The organism is Streptomyces sp. NPDC056231 (genome assembly GCF_048270745.1).
Lineage (GTDB): Bacteria > Actinomycetota > Actinomycetes > Streptomycetales > Streptomycetaceae > Streptomyces.
The window spans coordinates 87127-99851 of the sequence record NZ_JBLVKW010000008.1 but is presented as its reverse complement, the minus strand read 5'-3'; the positions used below and the strand labels follow the sequence as shown (position 1 = coordinate 99851).

Sequence of the window (12725 nt, the reverse complement as noted above, 5' to 3'; positions counted from 1 at the left end):
TTCAGCGCTTCGACCAGGCGAGCGCGGGCCCCACCGCGTAGCGCTCGCGCAACTCCTCGGCGACCCTCCGGGAAGCGGGAGGGCGGCCCCTTTGTGGTGTGGGCGCAGCCGGGCTTCCGCTCGCGGGCTCGGGTACCTGCACGAACACAGGCGGGAGTGGGCTCGCGGTGTCGCTCGCGGCTGGTGAGTCCGGACCGGATTCACCGCCGGGTGGCGAGACAAAGATCTCTTCCACCGGGACCGCTGGCTCTTCGCGCAGCAGTTTCTCGAGTGAGTCCAGCCGGTCCAGCATCGGTCCATCAGGCTGCGGCAGCACCATCGTGGAATGGTCCTTCGCCGTCGTCTCCTGGATCAGAGCGCGCCGTGCACGAGCCGGACTCGTACCCAGCTGATGCATGAGATCAGCACACTGCCGGGTCACTTCCTCCAGAGAGGGGCGGTCGTCCGCCTTGTGTGCCAGCATGGCCGTCACGACCGGGGCCAGCTCATCGGGCAGCCCGCACAGGTCGGGGCCGATCTCTGGGTTGACCACCTGCGCGGCGACTGCCTCCCACCGGGCGCCGTCGTACGGGTAGTGCTCGGTCGCCGCGTAGAGAAGTACGGTGCCCAGGCCGTACACATCAGCGGCCTGCGTCACGTCGAGCTCGCCCAGGGCCTGCTCGGGCGGCATGCAGCGAACCGTGCCGATGACCATGCCAGCCTGCGTGAGCGTTCCCTTGGACGCTCCGACGAAAGCGCCGAGGCCGAAGTCGATGATCACCGGGCCGAAGTCGCCGAGGATGACGTTCTGCGCCTTCAGGTCGCGGTGCACCAGGCCCGCGGCGTGCACCGCGGCAAGCCCCTCAGCTAGCAACGCGCCGAGGCTCGCCACGAGTGGCGCGGACAGCGGACCCTGGTCCCGCACGACGTCGGAAAGCGGGCGACCGGGGACATAGTCCATGGCCAGCCAGGGCTGCTCGGCGAACGGGTCCGCCTCGATGAAACGGGCCACACGACCCGTGCCCGAGATCGTACGCGCGATCGTCGCCTCGCGTTCGAACCGGGCGCGCGTGTGCGGATCCGTGCGGTCGGGCCTGATCACCTTCACAGCGACCGGTTCACCCGCGACCGAGTAGGCGAGGTACACCTCCCCCATCCCGCCGGCGCCGAGCCGCCGTTCGACGAGGTACGGACCGACGCGCGACGGCAGAGTCGCGCCGCTCAACGCACACCCCCTGACTTCCGCAACGACAGCACCACCTCGCTCGGCGCATGCATACGCTCCACCATAGAAGAAGCAAGGCACGAGGGGCATGGACACCGACGAATCACCCCCACAGCCTACTGATCGACATCCCACAGGAGGAAGTGATCACATCGGACTGGGCCGATCTTCCCGGCTCCGTGTCCGGAATCAGGCCGCTATGGCTGCGGCTCGGGGGTCAGCCTGCCAGACGACTGGCGGCGCTTGCGCAGCGGCCACCCGGGCGCCACGCAAGCGCGTTCCAGCCGACCGCAGCGGCGCGCGATCCTCTGTGTGGTGCCCCGACCGCGGCCGCGTGGCAGAGGTGACGAGGCTACTCGTCCTCGCCATTCAAGTCGCCGTCGAGGTCCTCAGGCGTGATGGTGCGTCGGTACTGCGGGTGGTCATTGTCCATCTGAAGCGCCGCATGGAGCGGGATCGGGTAGCGGGTACGGTGCTTCCAAGCGAGGGCCTGGTGGCAGAGCCTGGCGGTCACCATCATCAGTTCTCGGCGCTGGTCGGTGTTCACGGTGATCGGGAAGATCTCGGTTGCGGTCATGGCGTAGTAGTTCGCCTTGATCTCGTTCTTGCCCTTGTTCCACGGCAGTGCGCCGTAACGGGTCTTCTTCGAGCCTTGCCTACCGGCACCGTTGCCGTCGAACTGATGGGTTGTGTTGACCAGCAGCCAGGTGCACTGCTCACCGAGATCGGGGTCGATCCGGAAGACCTGCGTGGTGCGTTCCTTGGTCTTGATCTCGCTGTCGTCCTCGTCGGTGATGGTCACCTGCACCGGGCGCGGGACCTCCTCGTCGGTTTTGTTGAGGCGCACCACGGCGATCGGCCGGTGCCTGGGGGCGATCGTGGAACCCGGGAGCCAGGTGGTGTTGGGCTCGGGTGGCTGGCCCTGAGTCCTGTTGTTCAGGCCCTTCCACAGCCGTCGGCAGGCGACGCCGTCAACCGTGACCGTGTACGGGGTGCCGCCCAGGTAGTCGGCGAGGTCCTCCAGCGCCTGGTCGATGACCTTGGCGGTGCTGGAATAGCCGGCGAAGTTGTCCATGAACTCCGTCATCTTCCCGGCCGGGTAGTCGGCGGCGTGGAAGGCGGCTTCGGCCAGGTGGTACGGCCTCCAGGTGCGGTCGGTGTATGACCATCCGTGGAGCGTCCACGCGCCGTCCGGCACGGTGGGGGGCTTGAGGACGCTCGCGGAGACGGAGATCCTGGCGTCTCTCTCACCCGGGCGACGTGACTGCCTGCGGACATGGACGCCGCAGTGCGCGACCCCGTCGGCGGGGAGCTTCCCGATGGGCTTGGCCAGAACGCGGGAGATCCGCCGGTCAATGAACCCGAGATTGCGGTAGAGGTCCATGAGGCAGGACAGGCTCTGGTGGTCCATGCCGGTGGACTTGTCGATGCCGGTCTGGACGGCCCTGTCGATGTACTGGACCACCAGACCCATCTTGGCGAGGATCCGGTGGGTCTGGTGCTTCGCGTCTTCGCTGTCCTTCGGCCTCGCCGGGGAGCCCTTCTTCCCGTCGCCGTACTCGGTTTCCGCCCATACACCGACGATCTCTCCTGACCCCGCCTTCAAAGAGACCAGGTCGGCCGTGTGCGCGGTCCTGCCGGCCGCGGATCCGTGCTGGAGGAAGTCGGGAACGTGGTGGAAGACGACGCTGACCCGGGTGCCGTGCAGCGTGACGCTCTTGCCTTCGGCGGGGTTGAGGCTGGCGGGATCGAGTCCGTAGGCGCGGGCGAGTGCGTTGATCATCCGCTGACGGATCTCGTCGGTCGCCCACAGGCAGACGATGCGCAGGTGTTCGAGGCCCATGGCGTCCAGGGAGCGGGTGACGTCAAGCGGCTCCATGAGGACTTCGTCCTTCTTGGCCTGCTTGAAGTTGCCGCCCTCGAAGAAGCCATACAGAGGTTGGCAGTTGTCGCCGAGGGCGATCTGGATGTGGTCGTACAGCCCCCGGCAGTAGTCCATCCCGACACCCGAGCCGACGGGGAAGTAGAAGTTCTTGGCCATGATGGGCCGCACTGTGCCCAGTGGCCGCGGGGCGGGCCTCTCCTCACCGTTCTCCTGGGCTTGCTGGCGGGCCAGCCTGTCGGCCTGGATCTGCCGGTCGACCTCGTGGAGGACGGAGCGGCCCATGCCGAGCCGGGAGAGAGCTTGCACGTGGCCGCCCATTCCAGGTATGAGACCTGATGCGCGGGAGCTCACCCCGCCCCAGGTCTACCGTCGCACCTGAATCAGCGCGTGAGTTCCGCTCGTACGCAAGGCAGTCCTGGACCGTTCGAGGGCGTCCAGCGTTCCCTTGTCCAGACCGACGATGACGTCGGACTTCAGAGTCCGGAGCGCCGCGACGGCCCCCGGGAAGTAGTCAGTGCGGTCAGTGAAAGGCGCCGTGGCGTCCCACGCCTGGTCGCCTACCAGGCGACGGTAGTTGAGGTCACCCTTCAGGATGGTGAGCGTGGCGCTCGCGAACTCGCCGCGAAGGTCCTCGGGCATCTCCCCGTACGGCAGCGGAGCGCAGAAGAACGGGTGGGTGCGGACCTCCAGGCTTTCTGCCGCCATGGCCTTCCAGAGTCGGCCGCCGATCCGGCCGGCTTCGCCGGGCGCCTCGGTGAGGCGACGGAGGCAGTCGACGACGTCAGCCGTCATCGCGTCGGAGACGTAGTAGGGGTAGGGCTTGACGTGGAGCACGACGCGCTCGGCGTGCCGCTGTTCGAGGAGGTGGTCGATAAGGATCAGATCCGGGATGAGCTCTCGTCCCGCGTTGTCCGCCACCACGGAGACGGTGGAGGACGCTCCGGCGGGCAGGAGCTGCCACAGCACGGCGCTGTCGTCGGCGACCAGCGTGGAGGCAGCGGCGCCATCGATCGTCGGCTCCCCCGCCGCAACGCGGAAGCCGAGGTCCGCACGATTGCCCCAGAGCGAGGCGTGGAGCAGGGCCGTGGCCCGCTCCTCGGCCGGCGCGTCCGCAAGTGCGTCGAGGGCCCGCAACTCCTCTTCCACCGCGTCGCCGCGCAGTTCGGCCTGCTTGAACGGCGCGAACGGATCAACTCCCTGCCATGGGCCGGTGCCGAAGTACTCGACGGCGGCGAGGAGCCTGCGGTAGAAGTAGCTCTCCGCCCACAGGAACGGGGCGTCGTACCACGAGCGCCCGAAGTGCTCTTGCCCCCAGTCCGCCCAGCGCTCGTGGTCGTGTTCCGCAGGGGCAAGCGGCTCGACCACACCGTTGGTGATCTCCTCCAGCAGGGCGTCGAGGGCCTCGTACTGTCGGCGGCCGTACGGGAAGGCATCTCGTACCTGCTGGATGAGGGCAGGGTGGCGCTTGGTCAGCACACCCCAGGCGAACGAGCCGGACTCGTTGCTCAGGATGACCGGAGCACCGACTGGGCCGGCATCGCGGACTGCCTCTTCGCCCGAGGCGCGGGAGGTCTTCTCTGTCATGGTGTCCAAGCCCTTCACTTCTCGCTCATGTGTCCATGATCCCCAGGGCTACGACGCCGGCGGCACTGCCCACCAGCACCTCGCCCGTCTGGTGGGCTGCCCTCCTCTTCCTCGGCGTCGCCGCTGTCGGCTGGTCCCGGGTCTCGCTGCGCGACCATACGACCGCGCAGGTGATCGTGGGCGCCGTCCTGGGCGGCACGGCGGCAGCTGTGGTGTTCGCAGGGCTGCGCTGACCGGTCCGCGCAGGTTCACCGCGTCAGCGGACCGAGAGGTATCCGTCGGATCAGACAGCGGTTGGCCAGTGTCGCTTGGCGCACTCGCCTCTCGGGGCCTGCTGCAACCCTGCCTGCCTCGCCAGACGCGTCCTGGCAGCGTCGAACAGGATCTGATGAATTGTCAGGCGCTTCGGGGCCTCGGTTCACGCTCGGCACAGGATGCCCGAACGCCGTCAGCATCCTTCCCCTCGGACAGCTCCGCTGAAGCCGTGGCCAACACGATCCAGGCGGCCTTGGCGCCGCATTCCGTGACGTGGAACCCCCACTGCCCCTGGGCCACTTCATTCACGATGCGCAGGCCCCGTCCCCGCTCAGCGAGCAACCCGCCCGCCCCCTCAGCCGGTTCGGCGTCCGGCGAGGGCGTGGCACCGAGGTAGAGGCCCGTGGGGAGCACCGGATCCCCGTCATGGATCTCGCAGATGTATCTCCCGGCGGCCGAGCGGATGTGCACCTCGTACGGGCCGCACGCGTGCTCGTGCGCGTTGGCCACGAGCTCCGAGACGGCCAGGACTCCGTCACTGATGACGTTTCCGGACAGGCCCAGGTCCTTGAGGACACGTCGCAGAACCGCGCGGGCTTCGCCGGTCGGGTTGAGAGTGTGGTCGGTCCAGCGGTACACGAGGCCGAGAGCGGCGGACGGCGCGCTGATCATCGGGCGGCGGACCTCCTTTTGGGTGACGTCGATGGCCGTCTCCCGAGGCTGCGACGTGGTCGCGGAAGTGCGTCAGGTACGCCGCAGAGAGGCGTACGGCCGCAGGAAGCACGCTGGCTTCGGGCGCGCGGCTCCGGGAAGATCGTGGCTCAAGCACCAGCCACGGTGCCAGTCGCGAGTCACGCCCTCAACGATGGACGCAGGTGCCCCTGATACTCATGGGCGTTTATGAGCGCAGGGACGAACGAGCGACAAGGCGCTCCAGCGAGACCGCCGACACCCGCCGTCGGCCTTTACCTCTGCCCGTCCGGCCACTGAGCTTGAGATTTAACCCAGCGGATTCGAACACGTCTGACCGGCGCTTTCAGGCGCGATCAACGCGCCCGCGACAGGGTCGAATCGGGAGAAAACGCCCAGCAGATACGGCAGAGGGCCATGTTCGAATGGCGAGGTTAAATCTCAAGCTGAGAGTATGGGCGGGTGAGTGACGTATTGGGACGCTGGGTGCCGGATCGTCCCGAGGATGTGGCCGCGGTCTTCGCCAAGGCGGACTTCCCGTGGTGGATCGCCGGTGGCTACGCGATCGAACTCGCGGTCGGCCGCGAGCTGCGCGCACACGGCGATCTCGACGTCCTCGTCCTCCGGCGAGACCAGGCCCTCGTACGTGAACTGCTGGCCGACTGGGACCTGTACGTGGCGGACCCGCCCGGCCAGGGGGAGCTTCGACCGTGGCGTCCTGGAGAGGTCCTTCGGCCGCCGCTCCACGACATCTGGTGCCGCCGCACGACGGAGGCGCCCTGGTCGGTGCAGCTCATGCTGGACGAGGCCGAGGGCACCCAGTGGGTCTCGCGGCGCACCCCGAAGATCCGGCTCCCGATCGACCAGCTCGGGCGAACGAGCGAGACGGGCATCCCGTATCTCGTGCCCGAGGTGCAGCTCTTCTACAAGGCGAAAGCGACCCGGGAGAAGGACGAGACCGACTTCGAAGCTGTGCTGCCGCTGCTCGACGCTCCGGCACGCGCCTGGCTGGCGGACGCGATCGAGGTGATCGCTCCGGGCCACTCCTGGATTCGCCGGCTTCTGCCGGTCAGCCGAACGTGAGCAGTGGAACGTCGTAGAGGTCGGGGTTCCGGGGCCGGGTCATCGTGGGCGACGTGACCTCCACGACCATCAGCTCGCTGAGGAACTGGACCTTGGCGCCGAGGAGGTGACTCGTCCTGCCGTCGGCCGACTGGGCCTTCAGGCCGGCGGAGACGTGGATGTGCGGGAGTATCCCGCCGGTGGCGGGGTCATGGGCGAGGGTGCCGGCGCCGAACGCCTCAACGTTGGTGACGTACGTCTTCGCCCAGACCGGTGCGTCCGGGTCCGCGAGCTTCTCGCAGGCACCCACGATCTCGGCCTCCGCGAAGGCCCCGATGAACGAGGGGATATAGCCCTGCCGTACGCCGTTGTCCCGGCAGAAGGTGGACAGCGCCTCGAAGAAGTCCTCCCCGTGGTCGAAGGTGACGCCGAAGGTACGGCCGACGGTCAGCTCGTGAGCACGCATGTGCGGGTGTCTCCTGATGAGGTGGGGTCAGCGGGCGGAGGCGGTGGTGAAGGTCTCGCGGACCGCCGCCCCGTCGGCGCCCTGGGCGAGCAGGGCCTGCAGCAGGATCCGCGCATGGTAGGGGCCGAGGTCTCCGGCACCGATGAGTCCTCGTCCGAGGAGGTCCTTCTCGGAGCCGGGGAAGCCGTACGTGTCGGACAGGACGGGTCCGTTGCCGATGCGGGAGGCGAGGACCACGGGGATGCGGGACGCGAGCTTGGTGAGCCCTTCGACGAGACGCTCCGGGACGTGGCCCACGCCGAAGGCCGCGACCACGAGCCCGTCGCAGTTGCCGTCCCACACGTCGAGCAGGGCGCCGTCGTCGCCGAGGGTGACGGTGTAGAGCCCGACGCGCGCCTCACGGTCGGGGACGCCGACCAGCGGTCCGCGGCGCGGCAGCACGCCTACCATCCGCACCCGGTTCTCCACGATCCGCGCGATCGGGCCGCACGCCGGTGAGGTGAAGGCAGCGGGGCTGGTGGTGTGGGACTTGCGGACGGTCCGTGCCGAGTGGACCTCGTCGCCGAGTACGACGAGGCAGCCGGCGCCACTGAGTCCGGGGTCGGCGGCGGCCAGGACGGCGGCGTGGAGGTTGGCCGGACCGTCGGCGCCGGGCAGGGTGGGGTTGCGCATGGCGCCGGTGACGACGACCGGCTGCTCGTGGCCGTGGTAGAGGTCGAGGAGGAAGGCGGTCTCCTCGATGGTGTCGGTGCCCTGGGTGATGACGACGCCGTCGACGTCTCCGGTCTCCAGCTCCGCCGCGATCGCGGCCGACAGCGCGGTGAGGTCCGCGAAGCTCAGGGAGGCACCGGGCAGACGCCGGAAGTCCCGCACCTTGAGGCCGATACCGCTCGTGGCCAGGGCGGGTACCGCGGCGATGAGTTCGTGGGCCGAGAGCGCGGGTACGACGCCTCCGGTAGTGGGATCCGTGGTCATGGCGATCGTGCCGCCGAGGGAGAAGACCGCCACCTTCCTGACCGACTCCGTCATATCCCCTGCTCCCCTGTCCGGACGCCGCCGAGCGCGGCCTCACGAGTGGTTCACGCAGGCTATCGGGTCGGCGCCGTCCGGGTATGCGGAATGATCACCAGCTGCCCGGCCACGAACCGGCAGGCGGCATCCAGCCCTTCAAGGCCGAGTAACCGGCTGCGCGGCCGGGCGAGCCGCTCCGTGCCCACGGCCGACAACTGTGCGCACCGGCGCCCGAGCCAGGAGGCATCGAGGCCGAGGTACTGCGCCGTGGCCGCGAGGCGCTGTCCCGCTTGTTCGGCCGCCGTGGCCGAGTGATGGCTGACGTGGCCTGTCACGTCGGCGAACGTGCGCAGGGCCCCCGGCCGCGCGGTGACCGCGAGGTGGGACGCCCCCTCGGTCCGTACCCATGAGGCGATGACGGCTTGGCGCCCTTGAGAGAGCGCGAAGCCGTCGGTGTGCGCGAAACCTTCGTCGTCGGTCACCCAGGTGCGGATGCCGAAGGACTCCATGAGCGCGATGGCGAGGAACAGCAGAACGCGCTCGTACGCCGGCGAGGAGGCGACCGCCGTCTCGGGGACGCAGAACCCTCGGCCGCTGGTACCGCCCGGACGCCGGGGTGCCAATCGTTCGAGGTACCGGTACTTGTGCCGGAAGAACAGCCACGTGGCGGCCTCTTCACCGCGCTGTTCTCTGGTCCAGAAGACGGGCGCGTCGCCTAGGTGGTCACGGTGGCCCAGGATGTACCGGGCGGCGGTCTCTGAGCCGATCAGCATCCGGGAGACTTCGGTCAGTCCCTGGTCGGAGGCGACTGGTGAGCCTGGGGAAGCGGTGAGCGACGCCAGCGAGGTGTACAGGGCTTGGTCATCGCCGAGGAGTGCCGCCTCGAAACCAGACACGGCCCACAGGATGCCGTAGGTCAAGTCGTCCAGTTCGTACGCGGCAGGGATGTCGACCGGGTCGGAGGCGGTGCCGCGTACGCTGCTCGGTCGGGCGTCGGTGACGAACTGCCGGACCGCCCCGTCCACCGTGCGGTTCGCGACGACGAGCGCGCGCATCGGCATGGTGCGCCAGGCATCCAGCTCCGGACGGGAGTCGAGTCTCAGGCTGTCCCCGAGGAAGGAGGCCGCGGGAAGGGTCAGCACGGGAAGCGCCGTCGTCGAGACGGACCGGCCGGCGGGTAAGAGAAGCTGGCCCGGACCTTCAGGCAGCGGCGCGTACCCACGGGCTCCGGTGTTCGCCGTTCCCTGTCGGCCCGTGGAGTCCCGGATGTGCGGATCGGCCGTGGGCAGGAGCCCGAGCAGCTCCTCCGGAACTCCCAGCGCATCGGTCCACTGGACGAACTGCCGTCGGTCGCGGATCTGTTTGAGCCCGCGTTCGAGTCTGCTGACCTCGGCCTGGTCGATGCTGACCATCCGCGCCACGCCGGCCTGGGAGAGGCCCGTGTGCTTCCTGAACAGCTTGACGACGGTTCCGAGTTCCCATGCGGCCACGGCTCGCCGGACCGTCGGATCACGCCAGAAGGCCGGGTCTGCCCGTCGTGCAGCCGTCCCGTCCTGGCACGAGGCGCATCGTGTACCGGCGTTGAAGCGACTGAGAAGGGCACCGCAGCGCGTACACCGCCGCTGTCCGCTGTCGACCATGGTCGGCATTCTCCCCCGCTCTGCGACCACCCGGACACGTTCCGCTGGTGGGGCTCATAAACACTCATAGGCGTCGGCCTTCGTGGCGGCCATCGTGGTGGAGCACCACCGACCGGAGCCGCGTGCCGCGACTCCCCGGACGTGAGGATCCGCCCTGTGACCTCCTTGACCCTGCCGCCCCGGCCACCCGGTTCGCCGCCGCTGGCCCATGCCTGGCAGACACTGGCAGACGGGCTGCTGACCCAGCGGCTCCATCTCCATCTCGACGAATGGCGGACTGCCGTCGCCGAGGAGAAGGCGCTGCCGGACGTGCCGGGCGCCGATGTCTCCGTGCTGGCCCAGCGCCCGTCTCCGCTGCCAGCAGCCGACGAGTCCGCGATGCCGCTACTGGAGGACGCCGGGCTCGGCTTCTGGTGGGAGCTGCCCCAGCGGCACGGAGTGGAGTCGCGGAACCGGCGCGGGGCACTTCACCGCGCCGCCGACACCGCTGCCCAGGGCATCCTCGCGGAGCGGTCCGGGGCGGCCTGGTCCGACGCCGTAACCGCCGTCAGCGCCGCCGCCGCGTGGTGGGTGGGCTTCTTCGCGGTGATCCGCCACCGCGGGGTGCACCACATCACGTTGGAGCCGCACCCGGGCCAGCTGCATGAGCAGGCCCTGGGCAGCGCGATGAGCGTCGTGGCCCACGGCATGGCCACGCGGGTGCTGGAGGCGGCGCTGCGTAACTCCGCCGACGACCCGGCCCTCCGCGCCGCATACTGCCGGGCAATCGAGGCCAGCATCTGCGCCGAGCCCGAGCTGCCCCGCCTCGTCTACGAGTTGGCGGAGCTGCGGCTGGTGGACCTGGTGTCCACCACGGCCCGCTGGCGGGGCCGCTTCACCAAGTACGCCGGCGGCACGGGGGCGGGGCAGGTCGAATGAACCATCGCCATCCGTTCATCGTCATCGAGGGGCTCGACGGCACCGGCAAGACGACGCTACGCAAGGGCCTTTTCCGGCTCTGGGAGGGGTTCTACGGCGTCACACCGCTGTGCATGCTCACCACCAACTTCCTCGCCGCCGACCAGGCCGCCGCCATCGTCACCGGCAAGTACCAGCCGAACGCCGGGAACCGTGACGCCTACCTGTCCGCGATCGCCGCGGACAAGCGGGCCACGCTGGATCACCTCGTGCTCCCCCAACAACCGGTCCGGCCCGTGATCGCGGATCGCTGGCTCCTCAGCGAGCTGGCCTTCTTCGCCGTGAAGCACGGCATGAGGGCGTCGGAGACGTACGAGACGCTGGCCGCGCACCTCACCGTGGCCCCCGATCTCACGCTCGTCCTGGACCTGGAGACCGACGCCTCGATGAGCCGGGCGCAGGCCCGACAGGGAGACGCCGTCCGGGCCGACTGGGACGTGCACGACGTCCAGAGCCGGGTTCGCGAGACCTATGAGGCCGTGGTCACGAAGCCCGACGAGTTCCCGCTCCTCGGCGACGTGGTCCGCCTGGACGCCCGCCGGCCCCGGTCCGAGGTGCTGCTCGCAGCCTGGGATGTACTGCGCGAACGAGAGCTGGTGCCGCCCATCGCCGCCCACACGGAAGGAGGAGAGACCCATGGCTGACGGCACGAAGGCAATGCGTTTGCGCGAGGCCCTCGACGACAGCGAGCGGAAGCACCCGATACTGGCGATCGGTGCGGTGAATGCGCTCGCCGCGCACGTCGCGACGGAAGCGGGCTTCGACGCCCTGTGGGTGAGCGGTCTGGAGGTGTCCGCGGCCTCCGGGCTGCCGGACGCCAACGTCCTGGGCCCCCGGGACCTGTCCGACGTGGTCGCCTCGCTCGGCCGTGTCACCGAACTGCCCGTCATCGTGGACATCGACAACGCGGGCGGTTCGGGGCGCACGGCGGAGCGGTTCGCGTACGACCTGATGCGCGCCGGAGCCGCGGCGGTGTGTGTCGAGGACAGCGCGTACCCGAAGTGCAACAGCTTCGCTGCCCACCGGGCCCAGACCCTCGCCGACCGGGACCTTCTGTGCGAGCAGGTGGAGCGCATACGGAAGGTCGCCGGTGACGACCTTGTGGTTGTGGCCCGCACCGAGGCCCTGATCGCCGGTGAGGACATGGCCACGGCGATCGCCAGGGCCGAGGTGTACGCCAAGGCCGGGGCGGATGCGGTACTCATCCACTCCAAGGACGCGACCGGTGATCAGGCGCGGGCCATCGGACGTACGTGGAGCCACGGCGTACCGCTGGTCAGCGTGCCCACGGCGTTCCCCGACCTGAGCACCGCCGAACTCGGAGAGGCCGGCTTCCGCCTCTGCATCTACGCGAACCAGCTCAGCCGTGCCGCCCTCGCGGGTATGCGCACCGCCGCTCGTCAGTTCCGGCGCGGAGGGAGTTTCCGCTCCACCGTCGCGGGGTCCCTCGCGGAGGTCGGCGACCTGATGCGCGTCGGCGAACCGGAAGCGCTGTCGTGCGTCTGACACCCGAGCTACCTCGGATCAGTGTCTCCGTGAAGGCGGCGATCGTGCGCGACGGCGCCGTCCTGCTGCTGTCGTACGACGACGAGGCCGGATTCCACTACAACCTTCCCGGCGGCAAGGCCCAAGTCGGCGAGCACTTGCGCCACGCTGTGAACCGCAAGGTTGCACAGGAGACCGGCCTCCAGGTCGTGGCCCGGCGTCTGCTGTGCGTCGTCGAGTACGTCCCCGAGTCGTGGCAGGGCGAGTTCGGAGACGTACAGAAGGTTCAGTTCAACTTCCTCGCCGAGCAGGTGAACGACGCCGAGCCGCGCATGCCGGAACCGCCGGACCCCATCCAGGTGGGCTTCGAGTGGGTTCCGTTGGAACGTCTGGGCGACGTGTACCTGTTGCCCCGGATCAACCGCCCGCTGTCGGCGGCGTTGAGCGGGGAGCTCGCCGACCCCTTCGTGGACAGGTGGTGACCTT

At 69.2% G+C, this 12725-nt stretch carries 13 protein-coding genes; 6 read left to right on the top strand and 7 right to left on the bottom strand.

Features of this window, described 5'->3' with window-relative positions; all coding sequences use genetic code 11:
* Nucleotide 1: 1 nt before the first annotated feature.
* The 3 genes from ACNPQM_RS09770 to ACNPQM_RS09760 form a co-directional block, all read right to left on the bottom strand.
* Nucleotides 2-1204, bottom strand: coding sequence for a serine/threonine-protein kinase (locus ACNPQM_RS09770; protein ID WP_418083702.1), 1203 nt, complete (start codon nt 1202-1204; stop codon nt 2-4).
* A gap of 352 nt (nt 1205-1556) precedes the next feature.
* Nucleotides 1557-3407, bottom strand: a complete 1851-nt coding sequence (locus tag ACNPQM_RS09765) for an RNaseH domain-containing protein (RefSeq protein WP_418083701.1) — start codon at nt 3405-3407, stop codon at nt 1557-1559.
* A gap of 45 nt (nt 3408-3452) precedes the next feature.
* Nucleotides 3453-4673 (bottom strand): damage-control phosphatase ARMT1 family protein, encoded by a 1221-nt coding sequence (locus tag ACNPQM_RS09760; RefSeq protein WP_418083747.1) that lies wholly within the window; start codon nt 4671-4673, stop codon nt 3453-3455.
* 35 nt (nt 4674-4708) lie between these two features.
* On the opposite strand from ACNPQM_RS09760, the gene ACNPQM_RS09755 reads away from it, so the two are divergent.
* Nucleotides 4709-4906: a phosphatase PAP2 family protein gene (locus tag ACNPQM_RS09755; protein WP_418083700.1), complete on the top strand. Its 198-nt coding sequence runs from the start codon at nt 4709-4711 to the stop codon at nt 4904-4906.
* Between the two features lie 163 nt (nt 4907-5069).
* Here ACNPQM_RS09755 and ACNPQM_RS09750 read toward each other — a convergent pair whose 3' ends face one another.
* The gene (locus ACNPQM_RS09750) at nt 5070-5600 is read right to left on the bottom strand and encodes an ATP-binding protein (protein WP_418083699.1); all 531 of its coding nucleotides are present in this window, start codon (nt 5598-5600) and stop codon (nt 5070-5072) included.
* A gap of 480 nt (nt 5601-6080) precedes the next feature.
* On the opposite strand from ACNPQM_RS09750, the gene ACNPQM_RS09745 reads away from it, so the two are divergent.
* Nucleotides 6081-6701, top strand: coding sequence for a nucleotidyltransferase domain-containing protein (locus ACNPQM_RS09745; protein WP_418083698.1), 621 nt, complete (start codon nt 6081-6083; stop codon nt 6699-6701).
* Here the strand turns inward: ACNPQM_RS09745 and ACNPQM_RS09740 are convergent.
* The 3 genes from ACNPQM_RS09740 to ACNPQM_RS09730 are packed head-to-tail and all read right to left on the bottom strand — an operon-like array spanning nt 6688 to nt 9647.
* Nucleotides 6688-7146 carry a PPC domain-containing DNA-binding protein gene (locus ACNPQM_RS09740; protein WP_418083697.1) on the bottom strand — a complete coding sequence of 153 codons (459 nt, stop codon included), beginning with the start codon at nt 7144-7146 and terminating at the stop codon, nt 6688-6690. The genes ACNPQM_RS09745 and ACNPQM_RS09740 overlap by 14 nt on opposite strands.
* Before the next feature lie 27 nt (nt 7147-7173).
* Complete coding sequence (locus ACNPQM_RS09735; protein WP_418083696.1) at nt 7174-8175, bottom strand: asparaginase; 1002 nt, start codon at nt 8173-8175, stop codon at nt 7174-7176.
* Nucleotides 8176-8234: 59 nt separating this feature from the next.
* A complete protein-coding gene (locus tag ACNPQM_RS09730) occupies nt 8235-9647 on the bottom strand; it encodes a helix-turn-helix domain-containing protein (RefSeq protein ID WP_418083695.1) in 1413 nt (470 codons plus the stop codon).
* 306 nt (nt 9648-9953) lie between these two features.
* Here ACNPQM_RS09730 and ACNPQM_RS09725 point away from each other — a divergent pair, with 306 nt between their 5' ends.
* From ACNPQM_RS09725 to ACNPQM_RS09710, 4 genes are read left to right on the top strand one after another with little or no spacing between them, the layout of a single operon-like run.
* Nucleotides 9954-10715, top strand: coding sequence for a hypothetical protein (locus ACNPQM_RS09725; protein ID WP_418083694.1), 762 nt, complete (start codon nt 9954-9956; stop codon nt 10713-10715).
* Nucleotides 10712-11398 (top strand): dTMP kinase, encoded by a 687-nt coding sequence (locus tag ACNPQM_RS09720; RefSeq protein WP_418083693.1) that lies wholly within the window; start codon nt 10712-10714, stop codon nt 11396-11398. The genes ACNPQM_RS09725 and ACNPQM_RS09720 overlap by 4 nt, the downstream gene beginning before the upstream one ends.
* The gene (locus tag ACNPQM_RS09715; RefSeq protein WP_418083692.1) at nt 11391-12260 is read left to right on the top strand and encodes an isocitrate lyase/phosphoenolpyruvate mutase family protein; all 870 of its coding nucleotides are present in this window, start codon (nt 11391-11393) and stop codon (nt 12258-12260) included. Before ACNPQM_RS09720 ends, ACNPQM_RS09715 begins: the two co-directional genes overlap by 8 nt.
* Complete coding sequence (locus ACNPQM_RS09710) at nt 12251-12721, top strand: NUDIX domain-containing protein (RefSeq protein ID WP_418083690.1); 471 nt, start codon at nt 12251-12253, stop codon at nt 12719-12721. Before ACNPQM_RS09715 ends, ACNPQM_RS09710 begins: the two co-directional genes overlap by 10 nt.
* The last annotated feature ends 4 nt before the right edge of the window (nt 12722-12725 follow it).